Here is a 15499-nt window from a genome sequence, read left to right on the forward strand (position 1 = left end):
CGGTACTCGGCCCGTCATCTGGGGAGCCCCGGCCCCGGTTCCAAGTCGGCCGGCTTGGTGCTAGGCGCGCACCCCATGACCGCCCCCGCCCGCCTCTGGCTCGCCGCCCTCCACCACAGCGCCTTCCTGAACGGCGGCTGGGCCTGGGTCCGGGCGGCCGGGGGCGAGGTGGCCGGGGCGGCCGGCGGCGATCGCCGGACCAGCCGGGCGCGCATGGCGCTGGCTGGCCTGGCCGACGCCCTGAAGGACCTGCCCAGGGGCGCCCTCGTGTTGCACGTGTCGCCCGAGGACGCGGCCCTGCTGGCGCCGCTGTTCGGGGGCGAGCCGCCGGCCGAGGCCGATACCGCCGCCTACGCGCCGGCCGTGGCCGCGCTGGCCGGCCGCGACGCGCGCCTGGCGACCATCGCCGCTCCCGCCGCCACGCCGCTGGGCTTCGCCGCGGCCTGGGCCGAGTTCGGCTCCGACAGGGCCAAGGCCAAGGGCGCCTTCCGCTCGGCGATCCCCAAGCCCAACCTCGCCAAGGTCCCCGGCCTCTAGGCCGAGGCCGCCTGCGCCTCTTCCGGCTCCGACAGCCACTCCCGCAGCGCGCGGAGGAACGGCAGCGCCTCGCGGAACTCCTTGGTCGTGAAGCCGTCCCGCAGCAGGTCCATCTTCGGCCTGAGGTTGGCCATGGCCTGGGCGTAGGCCTGGCGGCCGCCCGGCGTCAGCCAGATGCGCTTGCGCCGGCCGTCGGCCGGGCAGTCCTCCACCTCGATCAGCTTGCGGGCGCAGAGCCGCTGGAGCGTGTTGGTCAGCCCCGAGCGGGTCATCTGCAGGGCCGAGGCGATCTGCGCCGGCGATGAGCCGTCGCCCCGGCGCGACAGCAGGTTCAGCACCTCCCACTGCGGGTAGTTCAGCCCGACCGGCAGCTTGCGGGTGATGGTCGTCCTCACCAGATGTTCGATGTAGCGGATCTCGTCGAAGACCTGGATGTCGGCGTGGTCTTCCGGTTGCGGAGGCATGGCGCGCCCTTCGTTCGATACCGAACAAGCTAGACCGGCGTTCGGTGAACGGTCAAGTTCAAGATCGAACCATTCAGTTGAATTCTTCAATAGCTCGCCTTCCGCGCGAGCCGCAGTTACCGCGCCGCCACCTCCGCGGCGGCCACGGCGGCCACGGCCAAGAGGTTGTAGCCCCACCCCAGCACCACGGCGCAGAAGGCCGAGACCACCAGCGGCACCAGCGTCCAGCGCCGCCGGTCGGCGGCGGTGTCGCCCTCGGCGTGCAGCCACCAGCCCGCCCCGTAGACCCAGCGCGACACGGCCGAGGCCACGCCGACGATCCCGAGCGTCGCGGCCGCGAAGCCCGCCAGCCAGACCCAGGCGGCCAGGTGCGGCGTCAACGGCGCGCCGGGCCCGAACAGCACCCGCGCCGCGATGGCCAGCAGCACCGTCCCGGCGGTGGCCGCGATCGCCGCTGAGCGCCGCCGCCGCCGCGCCGCCGCATCGCGCCAGGAGGCCGACAGCGGCAGCCAGGCGACGGACGACAGCATGGCGCAGATGGCCGCGTTCGACAGGGTGGAGAGGACGGCGGGCGGCTCGAGCAGCATGGGGCGCCTCAGTAGGCCAGGTTGAAGGTGGCGAAGAGGCCGTCGGCGCGGTCGTCGCCGGTGATCCGCCAGCGGAACTGCAGCGCCATCTCCACGTAGGACCGCGGCGCCTGGTCCGGCGTCCCGCCCATCCAGTAGCGGCCGGCGAGCCCCGGGCCCCAGCCCAGCGCCAGCGGCCGCTCCAGCGAGTCGTCGTAGCCCGCCGCCGCGCCCAGGAAGGGCGAGAGCACGAGGCCCCCGTCCGCGCCGCCGGACAGCCGCAGGCTGCGGCCCAGGCGAAGCTCGCCCGCGCCAAGCGTCTGGCCGGCGTCCAGCAGGTGGGCCATGTCCACGTAGGCGCTCCACATGGGCCAGCTCGCCTCGTCGAGGCGCAGGTCCAGGCCCTCGCCTGCCGAATAGGCGGCGCGCAGCATCCAGTCGTCGCGCGACAGGCGGCCGAGGCGGATCATCCGGCTCGCCTCGAACACCAGGTTCTGGCTCTCGAACGGCTTGTGGCGCACGCCCAGCCAGCCCTGCAGCGTCTCGCCGCCGGTCGGGTCGCCCCGGTCGGACGCCACCGTCTCGAAGGCCCGGGCGAACACCTCCACGGTGCGCCCGCTGCGGTAGCCGCCGGCCCGCCAGTAGGCCTCCCCGCCCGCCTGGGCGACGCCCCGTCCGCCGGTGGGCGGTGCGGCCGCCCCCGCGCCGCCGTAGCCCACGTAGCCGTTGAAGCCCCAGCGCCGGGAGATGGCGGCGACGTCGCGGCGGATCTCCATCTCCGCCTGGGGGGCGAGCGCGAACTCGCCGGCCCGGGCGCGGGCCAGCCCGAGCCTGAAGTAGCGCGCCGCCGCCTCGTCCCGGCCCAGCCGCTTGGCGGCGTAGGCGGCGTCCAGCGCCGCGCGGCCCTTCAGCCCGCCGGCCGCCTCGGCCCGGGCGAACCAGGCGAGCGCGGTGGCGTCGTCGCCCACCGCCACCGCGACCATGGCCACGTCCATCGGATCGGAGGCGTCCAGCGCCCCGGCCCGAAGCGCGGCGTCGAACACCTGGCGCGCCTCCGCCCGGCGCTCGAGCGCCACCAGCGACATCACCTGGCCGCGGATCATGTAGGCCCGGCTCTCGGCGGTCGGGGCGAGTTCGGCGGCGGCCGCCTGGGCCTGGGCGGCCTCGGCCGGATGGGCGGCGGCCTCGGCGGCCATGGCCCGTCGGGCGCGCACCTCGTAGCTGTCGGCCGGCAGCCCTTCGAGCGCCGCGGCCGCCTCCTGCGGTCGGTTCAGGGTCATCCGCGCGTCGAACAGCCCGAGCCGCGCGAGCCGCGCGGCGGCCGGATCCAGGCCCGGCGTCGCCAGGGCGCGGGCGAACTGCTCTGCGGCGGCGGCCGGGTCGCGGCGGGCGACGGCGAGGTGGCCGCGCTGGACCGCCACCTCCGGGGCCGGGCCGAAGCGCCGCTCGATCTCCGCCGCCGCGGCCTCCGCCTCCTCGGCCCGGCCGGCGTTGGCCAGGGCCTGCATCAGCAGCAGGCGGTAGTCGCGGTTGTCCGGCGCCACCTGCACGGCCGCGCGGGCAAGGTCGGCCGCGCCGGCGTAGTCGCCGCTCCCGAACGCCGAATAGCCGGCGGCGGCGAGGTTGTAGGCGGTGGCCTGCGGCGCCGCGGCGCGGGCGGCCGGCGCCTCGGCGGCGCGGCCGAGGCCCGGGGCGAGGAGGGCGGCGCCGAGCGCCAGGACAAGGGTGCGGGCGGCCATCTCAGGCGGCGTTCCTGAAGGGTTCGGAGGCGACGGGCGGCCGCAGGGCGCCGCTCTGGCGCAGCACCTCGCCCAGCCGGCAGCCGGCGGCGGCCGGATCGTCGAAGGCGTCCCGCGGCAGCAGGCCCTCGTCCGCCAGGAGTTGCGGCAGGCCGAGGTCCGGGGCCCGCGCCGCCGGCAGGCTCCAGGCCAGCATGACGAGGCCGGCGGTGATCTCGCTCTCGCGGGCGATGCGCACCTTCACCGGCCGGCCGGCGGCGGCCTGCAGCGCCTGCCCCGCCTGTGGGCTCAGCGGCCCGGCGGCGGCGACGGTCAGCGCCTGGTCGGTCAGCTCCAGCGGGGCCACGCGGTGGGCGATGGCCACGTCGCGGGGGATCAGGTCGAGGCCCAGCCGCAGCACCTCGGTGGAGATCGCGGCCCGCGGCAGGTCGGCCTGCACGCTGATCGCCTCGGCCAGGGTCTCGTCGTCCAGCCAGCCCCGCGCCTGCAGGATGCGGCCGAGCGGCTGGGCGTCGCCGCCCTGCGCCGCCAGCGCCGCCTCCACCTGCTCGGGCGTCACCGCGCGCCAGTCCACCAGGATCTCGCCCAGCCGCCGACGCTCCTGCCCGAGATCCCCGGCGGTGGGGAAGTCGTGCATCGTCTTGTCCCAGACGATGCCGGAGCCGAACATCAGGTTGGCGAAGAAGATCCGCGTGGCCCGCCCGGCCGCCCAGAGGTTCACGAAGGTCGCCACCACCATCCGCGGCAGCGACAGCAGGGCGTGCTCCCAGCCGTAGAACCGGTTCACGAAGTAGAGCCGCTGCACGGTCCGGAGCGCCAGCGCCGCGCCGTTGAAGACGATCAGCGGCAGGAACCACCACTGGGTCGGGAACACCGGGCGGAAGCCGTGGGCCTGCGCCTGCGGCCAGGCGGCGAACAGCAGGAAGTTCAGCAGGATCAGGTACGAGGCCAGCGACAGGGCCGGGGTGACGATCGCCTTGCGGTCGCGGACGAAGAAGTAGTTGGCCTTCAGGGTGTCGGCCCAGCCGAGCTGCGCCCAGCCCTGGTAGGCGATGCCGAGCGTCCAGCGGGCCTTCTGGCGGTAGGAGGTGCGGAAGGTGTTCGGGAAGTACTCGCGCACGCAGAGCGGCATCGCGACGTCGAGCTGCTTCTCCGGCCCGAAGCCGAACAGGGTCTTGCGGCGCACGCGCACCTTGATCGGGAAGCGGGCGATGATCGAGCTCATGCCCCGCGCCCGGAGGCGCGCGCCGATGTCGTAGTCCTCTGTGAGGCTCGCGGTGTTGAACGGCTCCTGCGCGTCTTCTTCCCGCAGGGCCAGCAGCGCCCGCCTGGAGAAGCAGGTCCCGACGCCGGCCGAGGGCACCGCCCCGCACAGCACCTCGCGCACCACCAGGTCCTTGGAGTGCCACTCGGCGAACTCGTCCATGTAGGTGCCGGCGATCAGCTCCGAGCAGCGCCGCTCGAGCGAGGCCACCGGTAGCTGGATCATGTCCTTCCGCGGCAGCAGGTAGTTGAAGAACTTCAGCTCCAGCGGATGCAGCACGTCCTCGCAGTCGTGGAGGATCACTCCGGCGAACTCGACTCCCGTCTTCTGCTCGTGGGCGAAGATCGCCTCGACGATGGCGTTCAGGCAGTCGGCCTTGCAGGTGGGCCCGGCGTGGCCGACCTCCACCCGCACCACCCGCCGGCCGTAGCGCCGCCGGGCCCGCTCCACCTCGGCGATGGTCGCCGGGTCGTTGGGATAGGTGCCGCAGAAGATGGTGTAGTTCTGGTAGTCGAGCGCGCTGATCGCGTTTTCGACCATGGCGGCGATGACGTCGTCCTCCTTCCAGGCCGGCGCCATGATCGCCAGGTGCTGCTCGGGCCGGGACCTCAGGTCCGCCTCCGACAGCGGCCGGAAGCGCTTGCTGACCACGAGCTTGCGGTGGAGTTCGCGGGTCCAGAACACCGCGTCGATGAACAGGTCGTCCGCCGACGACAGCGCGATCAGCAGCGCCACCGCCACGGTGATCGCCTGGACGCTGCCCGAATAGGCGGCGAGTCCCGCCTCCAGGGCGGCGGCCAGTTCGGCGGACATGGCGGCCTCAGGCGGCCCGGCGCGCGGGCGGCGCGGCGGAGGGGAAGGGGATGACCTCGCGGCCGATCACGGCGTCCACGATGCGCTGCGCGGCGCGGCCGTCGCCGTAGGGGCTCACCGGCCGCGGCCGCGCGCCGCCCGCGTCCAGGCGCTCGAGCACGCCCAGCACGCCCGACAGGATCCGCTCGGCGTCCGCGCCCACCAGGCTCACCGACCCGCCCGCCAGGGCCTCGGGCCGCTCGGTGGTGTCGCGCATCACCAGCACCGGCTTGCCCAGCGCGGGCGCCTCCTCCTGCACGCCGCCGGAGTCGGTCAGCACCACGTCGGCGCGCTGCATCAGGCGCAGGAACGGCAGGTAGTCCTGCGGCGGGATCAGGTGGACGTTCGGCCGGCCGCCCAGCGCCTGCAGCACCGGCGCCTGGACATTCGGATTCAGGTGCACGGGATAGACGATCTGCACCCGGTCCATGCGCGACAGGCCGCGCAGCGCCGCGCAGATGTTGGCCATGCCGTCGCCGAAGTTCTCGCGCCGGTGGCCGGTGACCAGCACCACCCGCTGCCCGGGCGCGATCTTCGGCAGGCCGGCGTCCACCGCGGCGCGCAGCTCGGCGTCGGCCTCCAGCCGCGAGCAGGCGGCGTGCAGCGCGTCGATCACCGTGTTGCCCGTCAGCAGGATGCGCCCTTCGAGCGCCTCGCCGGCCAGGTTCGCCGCCGCCCCCGCCGTGGGCGCGAACAGCAGGTCGCTGACCACGTCCACCACCCGCCGGTTCATCTCCTCGGGCCAGGGCTGGGCGAGGTCGTAGGTGCGCAGGCCCGCCTCCACGTGGCCCACCGGTACCCGGCGGTGGAAGGCGGCCACGGCCGCGGCCATGGCGGTGGAGGTGTCGCCGTGGACCAGCACCCGGTCCGGCTTCACCGTCGCCAGCACCTCGTCGAGCCCGGTGAGCGCGCCGGAGACCAGGCCGCTCAGCGTCTGGCCGGGCCGCATGAGGCCGAGGTCGATGTCGGGAACGATGCCGAACAGCTCGAGCACCGGGTGCAGCATCTGCCGGTGCTGGCCGGTGACGCACACCACCGACGTCACCCGCCGCTCGCGGGCCAGGGCGTTCACCACCGGCGCCATCTTGATGGCTTCCGGCCGCGTCCCGAACACTGAAAGCACCTTCATCGCACCCTCGCGGATTGGCGGGCGATGCGGCTTGGCCGTTGCCCCGAGCGGTGGCGCTGGTGGCATGTTCGCTCGCGGGCGAGGATTACGTAAAACTACAACATGGAGAACGCGCGATTCACCACAGGTCCCGCCGGGCCGGATCAGTGATCGCCCGCTCGCCAGCCACTGACAACCGGAGGGCGGCCGAACGACAACCGGCGGGATGCATTTGGATTACTTTCGGTCGCCGCGGAACAACTCTGAGGGCCGCGCTCAACTTCTTCGCGCCCCCGCACAACCGCCGAGGCATGGCGACATGTCGCGGCCTCAACCGGCCCGTTTCGCCTCGAGATTCTCCTTCAGGCCCGCCCGCGCCAGCGCGTCGGCGCGCTCGTTCAGCTCATGGCCGTTGTGGCCCTTCACCCAGCACCACTTCACCTCATGGCGCAGGCGCGCGGCGTCGAGCCGCTTCCACAGGTCGTCGTTCTTCACCGGCTTGCCGTCGGCGGTCTTCCAGCCGCGGCGCTTCCAGCCGTGGATCCACTCATGGATGCCCTTCTGGACGTACTGGCTGTCGGTGTGCAGCTCCACCTTGCAGGGCTTCTTCAGCGCCTCCAGCGCCTGGATCGCCGCCATCAGCTCCATGCGGTTGTTGGTGGTGGCGAGCTCGCCGCCCTTCAGCTCCTTCTCCTGCTCGCCGTACTGCAGGATGGCGCCCCAGCCGCCGGGCCCCGGATTGCCCGAGCAGGCGCCGTCGGTGTGGATGATCACCTCGGGGGTCATGCGGGGGCTCCGAACAGCACCAGGTCGGGCGACGACCGGTGCACCGCGAGCTTGCGCTCGTACTCCAGGGGGTCCTTCGGCTTCACCAGCGCGCCGGCCGGGGTGGCGCGCCAGTCGGCGAGCCGGGTCAGGAAGAACCGCATGGCGGCCCCGTGCGCCAGCACCGGCAGGGCGTCGCGCTCGGCGGTCGAGAGCGGCCGCACGGCCTCGTAGCCGGCCACCATCGCCCGCGCCGCGGTGATGTTGAACGAGCCGTCCGCCTCGAAACACCAGGCGTTCAGGGCGACCGCGATGTCGTAGGCGAAGGCGTCGTTGCAGGCGAAGTAGAAGTCGATGGCGCCGGCGAACCGGCCGGCGGTGAAGAAGACGTTGTCCGGGAAGAAGTCGGCGTGGATCACGCCGTGGGGCAGCCCCCTCGGCCAGCGCGCGGCGAGGCTGGCGAGGTCGGCGTCGATCACCTTGGCCAGGCCGGGCTTCAGCGCGTCGGCCTCGTCCTTCAGCCGCGCGAACATCGGCGCCCAGGCGGCCTGGCCCAGGTCGTTCTCCCGGCGCATGGGAAAGCCCTGCTGCGCCAGGTGCAGCTCGGCGAGCCCGCGGCCCGCCTCTCGGCAGTGCGCCACGCCCGGCCGCCGCACCGACATGCCCTGCAGGAAGCTGACGATGGCCGCGGGCTTGCCGCGCACGGTCTTGAGCAGGCGTCCCTCGCGGTCGGCCACCGGCGTCGCCGAGGGGTAGCCGTGCTCGGCCAGCCACTTCAGCAGCTCGAGGAAGAACGGCAGCTCGTCCGCCTTCACCCGCTTCTCGTAGATCGTCAGGACGTAGCGGCCGGCCGGGGTCTCCAGCAGGAAGTTGGAGTTCTCGATCCCCTCGGCCACGCCCTTCAGGCTCAGCGCCTCGCCGAGGTCGAAGTCAGCGAGAAGCTTGGCCAGCTCCTCGTCCGTTATATCGGTGTAGACCGCCATGATCCGCCCGCAGTGAGCGACCGAGCGGAGTCGGTCAAGCCGGCAGATCGTGGTAAGAATGGACCCCTCTCCCAGGAGGAGCCTCATGATTGCGCTGAAGGTCGAGAAGATCGGCGATCAGGTCGCCGTCGTCCTCACGGAAGAAGCCCGGCAGGTGCTCGGCGTCGACGTCGGCGGCACCCTGCACCTGGAGCCCTCGCCGGACGGGGTGCTCTGCGCGACGACCCAGGAGGTCTGGGTCGAGGATCCGCACGCCCGCGGCCGCGCCTTCCTGAAGCGCTACACCCGCAGCCTGCAGCGGCTGGAGCCCAGCCCCTAGTCCAAGCGCTCTAGCCATCGCGGGCCAGGTAGCGTTCCAGCTCGTCGGCGCCGCCGACCCGCTCCTCCCCGACGAAGACCAGCGGCGTGGTCGCCACGCCCTGCTCGTCCTTGAAGGCGTCCACCGCCTCGCGCGTCTCCAGCAGCCGGTCGTCGACCGCATAGCCCGCGCCCTCCAGCAGCGCCTTGGCGCGTACGCCGAACGGGCAGGTGTGGTCCGGCAGGACCATCCGGTAGAGCGTCGCCTCGCGTTGATCGGGCATGGGGGTCTCTCCTCGCATCCTGTGGCGAGGGGCGGAGCGCGCATCCGCCGCCCGCCGTTCCTAAGGCTCCGGCGCACGGCAAAGAAATCCTGCGGCCGCGCTTGCCGCCCTGCAGGGCGCCGCCCATCTCAGTCGGGACGGCCCCTCCCCCGAGGGCCCCGCCTAAGCGGGCGCCTTTCGTGGAGCGCCGTCGGGCTCACACCACAACCCGTATCGAGGAGACTTCGCCGTGGAAGACATCCGTCTGCATGTCCGTCCTGCCGGTGATGGCTGGCTCGTGGACGCCGCCGGGGCGGTCGAGCCGCTGATGTTCCGCTCGGGCGGCCGCGCCGAGGCCCAAGCCCACGCGCTCGCCCGCACCCTCGCCCAGACCGGCCTCGCCGCCCGGGTGCTGGTCCACGACCGCGCCCAGCAGGTGGTCGGCAGCACCGTCTATGCGCCGGAGGCAGGCCGGATTGGCTGACTTCGAACTCCTGGTGAGAGGCCCTGAAGACGAGGCGGTCGGCCGCGTCGACCTAGAGTGCGACGACGTGGCCGAGGCCATGCGCCTGGCCGCCAGCCTGGTCAGCCCCTACGGGCACGAACTGCTGGTCGACGGACGCTTCCTCGGCCGCTTCGAGGCCGGCTGGGGCGATCACCTCGACGACGACGAGCTCGAGGAGGCCTGAGGGCGGCCGGCCGGCCGTTCACGTTTGCGGCGCCGCTTCATCTTTCTGAAATTCCCGCTGCGCGTTGGCGATTGACGCCTCACGATCTAGGGTTGCTCGATCCCTTGGTCGGGGGAGCTGTCATGGCCGATGACCAATACGAGACCCGCGGGCGGCGGGCCGCCACGGAAGCGGCGATCGAGCGCGTCGCTGTCGTCTTCGCTCACGGGCAGGGCGAGCAGGTCCCCATGCAGGACGTAACCGAGCTGGCCGAGACGGTCTGGTCGAAGGCCGTGGCCGACGATCCCCACGCGGGCTTCCGATCGCAGGTCTGGAGCGTGCCGGTCTACGACGCGGACATGTCCGAACAGCGCCGGCTGGTCACCGGCGTCCTCCGGCGCGGCGCGGGTCGGCCGCCCCTGCAGGTCGACTTCTACCAGTTCTACTGGGCCGACCTGATGACCGGGAACCGCTTCATCCAGCTCTGGCGCTGGTTCGTCGGCCTGATGAAGCGCAAGCCCGACACGCCCGAGGCTCTGGAGCCGCTGCGCCGCATCGCCATGACCATCGGCCTGCTCGCCGGCCTGTTCGGCCTGGTCTTCGGCGCGGTCACCGCGGCGCGGCTCGTGACCCGCGAGCCATTCACCTGGGGCAACCTCTACGCCCTCCTCCTGACGGGGGCGCTCGCAGCTCAGGTCTGGATGCTCGCGGCGCCCAGCCGACGGCTCGCCGCCTTCACGGGCGGGCTCGGGCTGACATTAGCCTCCCTGCTGCTGGGCCTCGCGGCGGGCGCCCTGACCTACAAGCAGGAGCACTTGCTGGACTGGCTCGTCGACGGGCCGCTGTCGTGGGCCGAGGCGACCGCCTGGACCCATAGCGCCCTCGCCGCCCTGCTCATGGCGCTCGTCGCGCTCTCCGGCGTCCAGTTCGCGCGGCTCTACAGCTCCTTCCTGGTGCCGGTGATGGCGGATTCGGCGCGGATGCTCAGCGCCACGCCCGAGAACATCCCGGCGCGCGACCGGATCCGCCGGCGCGGCATGGAGCTCCTGGAGGCCCTGCACCATTCCGAGCGGCAATACGACCGCATCATCTTCGTGGCCCACAGCCTGGGCTCGATCGTCGCCTACAACGTGATCAACCAGTACTGGGGCAACATCTACCGCCTGCTCGACCACGGCCAGACCGCAGCCGAGCGGGCCCGCGTCGAGCAGAAGGCGCTCGCGCTCAACGAGGCCGCCGCCCACGCCGCGGCCGCCTCCGGGCGCAAGGCGCTGACCGAGGCGAGGCTCGCCTACCGCGCCGCCGTGCGGGACTATCACGCCGTGCTCAAGGCTCCGGACCGCGCGCTCAATCCGCAGGACGTCGAGTGGCTGACGGCGGAGTACGCCTCCGTCGGCCATCTCCTGCGCAGGACCCTCCGCACCCTCAACCGGATCGAGAAGCGCGAGCCGCGGCCGCCGCCGCCGCGGCCGCCATGGCTGATCAGCGACTTCGTCACGATCGGCAGCCCCCTGACCTACGGCAAGCTGCTCATGGCCGGCGGCGGCGAGGATTTCGAGGCTCAGTTCCGCACCCGCCGCCACGCCGAGTGCCCGCCGTCCATGCTTCCCCGGGAAGGGTTCACCTACAAGGGCCGGGTCCACCACGCCGCTGCCTTCGCGGCGACCTGCTGGACCAACATCTTCTTCGAGACCGAAGGCCTGATCCGGGGCGACATCATCGGCGGACCGGTGGCCGGCGCCGTGAAGGAGGGCCGCTTCGGCTGGGGGCCGCAGGACGTCGCCGTGCGGCGGGAGCCGCGCATGCCGGAGTTCGCCCACAACGCCTACTGGTGCTTCTACACCGCCGCCGATGGCGCCCCGGCCGAGCACGTGCTCGCCCTCCGCGCGGCCCTCTGCCTGCTGGGGGACGCCGACGCCGCGGACCGCAAGCTCGTGGAACTGGCGCCGCCCAGGTCGGAGACGCCGCCGGCCGACGCCCCTGCGCCGCCTCCCGTCAGCCGGCCAGCACCCGTGGAAGCTTGAAGGTCACCGTCTCGCGGGCGGCTTCCACCTCCTGCACGGTGACGTCGAAGGCCTCGGCCAGGCGGTCGATCAGGCCCTGGACCAGCACCTCGGGCGCGCTGGCGCCGGCGGTCACGCCCAGGGTGCGCGCGCCGTCCAGCCAGCCGAGCTCCAGGCCCGAGGCGTCGTCGATCAGGTAGGCCGCCTTGCCGGCCCGGCGGCCGACCTCGGCCAGGCGCACCGAGTTCGAGGAGTTGCGGCTGCCCAGCACCAGCAGCACGTCCGCCTGCCCGGCGATCGCCTTCACCGCCTCCTGGCGATTGGTGGTGGCGTAGCAGATGTCTTCCTTGTGCGGCGCGGCGATGTCCGGGAACCGCGCCTTCAGCGCCGCCACGATCTCGGCCGTGTCGTCCACGGAGAGCGTCGTCTGGGTGACGAAGGCGACGTTGGCCGGATCGATGGGCTCGAACACCTGGGCGTCCTCCACCGTCTCGATCAGCCGCACGGCGCCGTCCGGGAGCTGGCCCATGGTGCCCACCACCTCCGGGTGGCCGGCGTGGCCGATCAGCACGATCTCGCGGCCCGCGTCATGGTGCCGCTGGGCCTCGACGTGCACCTTCGAGACCAGCGGGCAGGTGGCGTCGAGGTACAGCATCCGCCGCGCCTGCGCCTCGGCCGGGGCCGACTTCGGCACGCCGTGCGCCGAGAAGATGATCGGCCGGTCCGCCGGGGCCTCTGACACCTCCTCCACGAAGACGGCGCCCAGCTCCCGCAGGCGGTCGACCACATGGCGGTTGTGGACGATCTCGTGGCGCACATAGACCGGCGCCCCGTACTTCTCGATCGCCCGCTCGACGATCTGGATCGCCCGGTCGACGCCGGCGCAGAACCCCCGCGGGGCGGCGAGCAGCACGGTCAGGGCGGGCTTGGGGACGACGGCGTTCATGGCCGCGGAAGGTAAGCGCTCGCGGGCCGGCCCGCCAGCCGCGTTGCCGCCGCAATCCTGAGGCTGTAACTAGGCCTCGACCGCGCGGACCGCCGCGCCCGCTGGATTCTGGACGCCTCACGAAAATGCGCCGCCTGTTCCTCGTCGCCGCCGCCGTCGCCGCGGCCGCCACCGCCGTCCCGCTCGCCGCCGAGGCGCAGAACCGCCGCGGCCAGGATCAGGAGCAGCAGCAGCGCGACGAGGCGGCCAAGAAGCGCAAGCGCGATTCCGAGTGGGGCAACAACCAGTCGCCCCTGCCCGCGCTGCGCAACGCCGGCCCCTGCCCGTTCGTGAAGACGCTCTACGACGCCGCCCGCTACGCGGAGTTCAAGGACGGCCGCGAGGCCTCGGCCGCCGTCGCCTACACCGGCGAGATCCAGGGCATCTCGGCCGGCTGCCAGTACAAGGACGACGAGCCGATCAAGCTCGCCATGGACGTGCTGTTCGAGCTCGGCCGCGGCCCGCAGGCCTCGGACAGCCGCAAGACCTACCGCTACTGGGTGGCGGTGACGGACCGGAACCGCTCCGTCCTCGCCAAGCAGACCTTTGACCTGCCGGTGACCTTCCCGTCCGGCAAGGACCGCGTCCAGGTGACCGAGAAGATCCACGGCATCGAGATCCCCCGGGCGACCATGACCACCTCCGGCTCCAACTTCGAGGTGCTGATCGGTTTCGAGGTGACGCCGGAGATGGCCGCCTTCAACCGTGACGGCAAGCGCTTCCGCCTGAACGCGGGCGCCCAGACCGCCGCCGCCGGATCCAACCCGCAACCGCAATGACCGACCTCAGAACGGGACTTGGCGAAGCGGTCCAGGCCGCCTTCGAAGGCCTCGACCTGCCCGGCGACCTGGCGCGGGTGACCGCCTCCGACCGCCCCGACCTCGCCGACTTCCAGTCCAACGGCGCGCTCGCCGCCGCCAAGAAGGCGGGGCGGAACCCGCGCGAGATCGCCGCCGCCGTGGCCGAGGCGCTGAAGGCCGACCCGCGGCTCGCCTCCGTGGACATCGCGGGCCCCGGCTTCATCAACATGAAGGTGGCCGACGCCGCCCTCGCCGCCCGCGCCGACGAGATCGCCGCCGACCCGCGCGCCGGGGGCGAGCTGGTCCCGGTCCCGCGGCGCGTCCTGGTGGACTACGGCGGCCCGAACGTCGCCAAGCCCATGCACGTGGGCCACCTGCGCTCCTCGATCATCGGCGAGAGCCTCAAGCGCCTCTACCGCTTCCGCGGCGACGTGGTGGTGGGCGACGCCCACTTCGGCGACTGGGGCTACCAGATGGGCCTGCTGATCGGCGCCGTCACCGATGAGAACCCGGCCATCGCCGCCGAGGTCGCGCGGCTCAACGCCGCCGACGACCTGCCGGCCGACTGGCAGCAGCTCGAGCCCGAGGCTTTCCAGGCCATCGAGCTCTCCGACCTCGACCGCCTCTATCCCCAGGCCGCCGCCAAGGGGAAGGAAGACCCCGCCTACCGCGACCGCGCCCGCAAGCTCACCGCCGAGCTGCAGGCCAAGAAGCCCGGCGCCTACCTGCTGTGGCGCCGCTTCGCCAAGGTCACCCAAGTGGCCCTGGAGCGCGACTTCCACGCGCTCGGCGTCGACTTCGACCTCTGGAAGGGCGAGAGCGACGTCGACCACCTGATCGAGCCCATGGTGCGCGAGCTCGACGAGAAGGGCCTGCTGGTCGAGGACCAGGGCGCCCGCATCGTCCGCGTCGCCCGCGAGGGCGACAAGCGCGAGTTGCCCCCCCTCCTCGTGGTCTCCTCCGAGGGCTCGGCGATGTACGGGACCACCGACCTCGCCACCATCCTCGACCGCAAGCAGACCTTCGTTCCGGAGCTGGTCATCTACTGCGTGGACCAGCGCCAGGCCGACCACTTCGAGATCGTCTTCCGCGCCGCCTACCTCGCCGGCTACGCCCGCGAGGGCCAGCTTCAGCACATCGGCTTCGGCACCATGAACGGCGCCGACGGCAAGCCCTTCAAGACCCGCGAGGGCGGCGTCCTGAAGCTCAACGACCTCATCGAGATGACCCGGACCAAGGCCCGCGAGCGCCTGCACGAGGCCGGCCTCGGCGAGGACCTGCCGGCCGAGGAGTTCGAGGAGATCGCCGGCAAGGTGGCGGTGGCCGCGCTCAAGTTCGCCGACCTGCAGAACTTCCGCGGCACCTCCTACGTCTTCGACCTCGACCGCTTCACCAGCTTCGAGGGCAAGACCGGCCCCTACCTCCTCTACCAGGCCGTCCGTGTGAAGAGCCTGCTGCGCAAGGCCGAGGCGGAAGGCGCCGAGGCCGGGCCGGTGACGGTCGCCGAGCCGGCCGAGCGCGACCTCGTGCTCACCCTGGACGCCTTCGACGCCGCGCTGGCGGAGGCGTACGATCGCTACGCGCCGAACGCCGTGGCCGAGCACGCCTACCGCCTCGCCCAGGCCTTCTCGAAGTTCTACGCCGCCTGCCCGATCCTGGTCGCCGAGCCCCCGGTCCGCGCCAGCCGCCTCACCCTGGCCAAGGCGACGCTCCGCCAGCTCGAACAGGCCCTCGACGTCCTCGGGATCGCCGTCCCCGACCGCATGTAGCGCCCAACGGCTGGGTCGCGGCCCTAGCGGACAGCGGGTGCGAGGGTGCGGACCTGCGCAGGCCTGCAACTCCGCCGCCGCGAAGGCGCGCCCTTCGACTCGCATAACGTGGTATGTGGCTCGCTGATCGCACACGGGGCCCTAAGCGCACGCCCGCCGCATCTTCGGCGGCCATGAGCATTGCGCCCGCAGGCCATTGCGCGTTCACCACACACATGAAGAAGGCGTCAGAGTATCGAGAGCACGCGGCCGAGTGCCGTGCGCTCGCCGCGGCTATGCCCTCGGATCAGCAGCGAGCTCAGCTCCTCCAGATGGCGGAACATTGGGAGAAGCTCGCCGCAGATCGCATCGCGATGATCGCGCGGCACCCCGAGCTGGCCCACGATGGCGAGCGCGAAGAGAGCGGGCGCCCGCAGGCCGGGTGACGGCTTACGGG

General features: G+C 72.6%; 17 protein-coding genes. 8 read left to right on the forward strand and 9 right to left on the reverse strand.

The window, feature by feature from the left end; genetic code table 11:
• Nucleotides 1-75: 75 nt before the first annotated feature.
• A complete protein-coding gene (locus ACE3Q8_RS19800) occupies nt 76-537 on the forward strand; it encodes a ribonuclease H (protein WP_374472171.1) in 462 nt (153 codons plus the stop codon).
• Here ACE3Q8_RS19800 and ACE3Q8_RS19805 read toward each other — a convergent pair.
• The 7 genes from ACE3Q8_RS19805 to thrB all read right to left on the reverse strand — a co-directional run bounded on the left by ACE3Q8_RS19805 (nt 534) and on the right by thrB (nt 8278).
• Nucleotides 534-1001: a MarR family winged helix-turn-helix transcriptional regulator gene (locus tag ACE3Q8_RS19805; protein ID WP_374472173.1), complete on the reverse strand. Its 468-nt coding sequence runs from the start codon at nt 999-1001 to the stop codon at nt 534-536. The two genes, ACE3Q8_RS19800 and ACE3Q8_RS19805, sit on opposite strands and share 4 nt — an antisense overlap.
• Nucleotides 1002-1117: 116 nt before the next feature.
• Nucleotides 1118-1588: a hypothetical protein gene (locus ACE3Q8_RS19810; protein WP_374472175.1), complete on the reverse strand. Its 471-nt coding sequence runs from the start codon at nt 1586-1588 to the stop codon at nt 1118-1120.
• 8 nt (nt 1589-1596) lie between these two features.
• Entirely contained in the window at nt 1597-3306 is a 1710-nt protein-coding gene (locus ACE3Q8_RS19815) for a tetratricopeptide repeat protein (protein ID WP_374472177.1), read from the reverse strand.
• A gap of 1 nt (nt 3307) precedes the next feature.
• The gene (locus ACE3Q8_RS19820; protein WP_374472179.1) at nt 3308-5383 is read right to left on the reverse strand and encodes a glycosyl transferase family protein; all 2076 of its coding nucleotides are present in this window, start codon (nt 5381-5383) and stop codon (nt 3308-3310) included.
• A gap of 7 nt (nt 5384-5390) precedes the next feature.
• Nucleotides 5391-6551, reverse strand: a complete 1161-nt coding sequence (wecB, locus tag ACE3Q8_RS19825) for a non-hydrolyzing UDP-N-acetylglucosamine 2-epimerase (RefSeq protein ID WP_374472181.1) — start codon at nt 6549-6551, stop codon at nt 5391-5393.
• 309 nt (nt 6552-6860) lie between these two features.
• Complete coding sequence (gene rnhA / locus ACE3Q8_RS19830) at nt 6861-7316, reverse strand: ribonuclease HI (RefSeq protein WP_374472183.1); 456 nt, start codon at nt 7314-7316, stop codon at nt 6861-6863.
• Nucleotides 7313-8278 carry a homoserine kinase gene (thrB, locus tag ACE3Q8_RS19835; protein WP_374472185.1) on the reverse strand — a complete coding sequence of 322 codons (966 nt, stop codon included), beginning with the start codon at nt 8276-8278 and terminating at the stop codon, nt 7313-7315. The genes rnhA and thrB overlap by 4 nt, the downstream gene beginning before the upstream one ends.
• Nucleotides 8279-8363: 85 nt before the next feature.
• On the opposite strand from thrB, the gene ACE3Q8_RS19840 reads away from it, so the two are divergent.
• Nucleotides 8364-8597 (forward strand): hypothetical protein, encoded by a 234-nt coding sequence (locus ACE3Q8_RS19840; protein ID WP_374472187.1) that lies wholly within the window; start codon nt 8364-8366, stop codon nt 8595-8597.
• A gap of 10 nt (nt 8598-8607) precedes the next feature.
• On the opposite strand, the gene ACE3Q8_RS19845 is transcribed toward ACE3Q8_RS19840, so the two are convergent.
• Nucleotides 8608-8859, reverse strand: a complete 252-nt coding sequence (locus ACE3Q8_RS19845; protein ID WP_374472189.1) for a glutaredoxin domain-containing protein — start codon at nt 8857-8859, stop codon at nt 8608-8610.
• A 229-nt stretch (nt 8860-9088) separates the two neighbouring features.
• On the opposite strand from ACE3Q8_RS19845, the gene ACE3Q8_RS19850 reads away from it, so the two are divergent.
• The 3 genes from ACE3Q8_RS19850 (at nt 9089) to ACE3Q8_RS19860 (ending at nt 11530) form a co-directional block, all read left to right on the forward strand.
• Nucleotides 9089-9322, forward strand: a complete 234-nt coding sequence (locus tag ACE3Q8_RS19850) for a hypothetical protein (protein WP_374472191.1) — start codon at nt 9089-9091, stop codon at nt 9320-9322.
• Nucleotides 9315-9527 carry a hypothetical protein gene (locus ACE3Q8_RS19855; protein WP_374472193.1) on the forward strand — a complete coding sequence of 71 codons (213 nt, stop codon included), beginning with the start codon at nt 9315-9317 and terminating at the stop codon, nt 9525-9527. The genes ACE3Q8_RS19850 and ACE3Q8_RS19855 overlap by 8 nt, the downstream gene beginning before the upstream one ends.
• Nucleotides 9528-9649: 122 nt before the next feature.
• Nucleotides 9650-11530, forward strand: a complete 1881-nt coding sequence (locus tag ACE3Q8_RS19860; protein WP_374472195.1) for a hypothetical protein — start codon at nt 9650-9652, stop codon at nt 11528-11530.
• On the opposite strand, the gene ispH is transcribed toward ACE3Q8_RS19860, so the two are convergent.
• Entirely contained in the window at nt 11502-12455 is a 954-nt protein-coding gene (gene ispH / locus ACE3Q8_RS19865; protein WP_374472197.1) for a 4-hydroxy-3-methylbut-2-enyl diphosphate reductase, read from the reverse strand. The two genes, ACE3Q8_RS19860 and ispH, sit on opposite strands and share 29 nt — an antisense overlap.
• Before the next feature lie 125 nt (nt 12456-12580).
• On the opposite strand from ispH, the gene ACE3Q8_RS19870 reads away from it, so the two are divergent.
• The 3 genes from ACE3Q8_RS19870 (at nt 12581) to ACE3Q8_RS19880 (ending at nt 15488) form a co-directional block, all read left to right on the forward strand.
• The gene (locus ACE3Q8_RS19870; protein WP_374472198.1) at nt 12581-13273 is read left to right on the forward strand and encodes a Tat pathway signal sequence domain protein; all 693 of its coding nucleotides are present in this window, start codon (nt 12581-12583) and stop codon (nt 13271-13273) included.
• Nucleotides 13270-15063 carry an arginine--tRNA ligase gene (locus ACE3Q8_RS19875; protein WP_374472200.1) on the forward strand — a complete coding sequence of 598 codons (1794 nt, stop codon included), beginning with the start codon at nt 13270-13272 and terminating at the stop codon, nt 15061-15063. The genes ACE3Q8_RS19870 and ACE3Q8_RS19875 overlap by 4 nt, the downstream gene beginning before the upstream one ends.
• Before the next feature lie 173 nt (nt 15064-15236).
• Nucleotides 15237-15488: a hypothetical protein gene (locus ACE3Q8_RS19880; protein ID WP_374472202.1), complete on the forward strand. Its 252-nt coding sequence runs from the start codon at nt 15237-15239 to the stop codon at nt 15486-15488.
• Nucleotides 15489-15499 lie beyond the last annotated feature (11 nt).

Source organism: Phenylobacterium sp. (assembly GCF_041913825.1).
Taxonomy (GTDB): domain Bacteria; phylum Pseudomonadota; class Alphaproteobacteria; order Caulobacterales; family Caulobacteraceae; genus Phenylobacterium.

Coding starts and splice junctions, on each gene's coding strand:
- ACE3Q8_RS19815 (WP_374472177.1), bottom strand. CDS start 3,306: ATGGCCGCCCGCACCCTTGTCCTGGCGCTCGGCGCCGCCCTCCTCGCC.
- ACE3Q8_RS19845 (WP_374472189.1), bottom strand. CDS start 8,859: ATGCCCGATCAACGCGAGGCGACGCTCTACCGGATGGTCCTGCCGGAC.
- ACE3Q8_RS19800 (WP_374472171.1), top strand. CDS start 76: ATGACCGCCCCCGCCCGCCTCTGGCTCGCCGCCCTCCACCACAGCGCC.
- rnhA (WP_374472183.1), bottom strand. CDS start 7,316: ATGACCCCCGAGGTGATCATCCACACCGACGGCGCCTGCTCGGGCAAT.
- thrB (WP_374472185.1), bottom strand. CDS start 8,278: ATGGCGGTCTACACCGATATAACGGACGAGGAGCTGGCCAAGCTTCTC.
- ACE3Q8_RS19860 (WP_374472195.1), top strand. CDS start 9,650: ATGGCCGATGACCAATACGAGACCCGCGGGCGGCGGGCCGCCACGGAA.
- ACE3Q8_RS19870 (WP_374472198.1), top strand. CDS start 12,581: ATGCGCCGCCTGTTCCTCGTCGCCGCCGCCGTCGCCGCGGCCGCCACC.
- ACE3Q8_RS19840 (WP_374472187.1), top strand. CDS start 8,364: ATGATTGCGCTGAAGGTCGAGAAGATCGGCGATCAGGTCGCCGTCGTC.
- ACE3Q8_RS19805 (WP_374472173.1), bottom strand. CDS start 1,001: ATGCCTCCGCAACCGGAAGACCACGCCGACATCCAGGTCTTCGACGAG.
- ACE3Q8_RS19880 (WP_374472202.1), top strand. CDS start 15,237: ATGAGCATTGCGCCCGCAGGCCATTGCGCGTTCACCACACACATGAAG.
- wecB (WP_374472181.1), bottom strand. CDS start 6,551: ATGAAGGTGCTTTCAGTGTTCGGGACGCGGCCGGAAGCCATCAAGATG.
- ACE3Q8_RS19875 (WP_374472200.1), top strand. CDS start 13,270: ATGACCGACCTCAGAACGGGACTTGGCGAAGCGGTCCAGGCCGCCTTC.
- ispH (WP_374472197.1), bottom strand. CDS start 12,455: ATGAACGCCGTCGTCCCCAAGCCCGCCCTGACCGTGCTGCTCGCCGCC.
- ACE3Q8_RS19820 (WP_374472179.1), bottom strand. CDS start 5,383: ATGTCCGCCGAACTGGCCGCCGCCCTGGAGGCGGGACTCGCCGCCTAT.
- ACE3Q8_RS19810 (WP_374472175.1), bottom strand. CDS start 1,588: ATGCTGCTCGAGCCGCCCGCCGTCCTCTCCACCCTGTCGAACGCGGCC.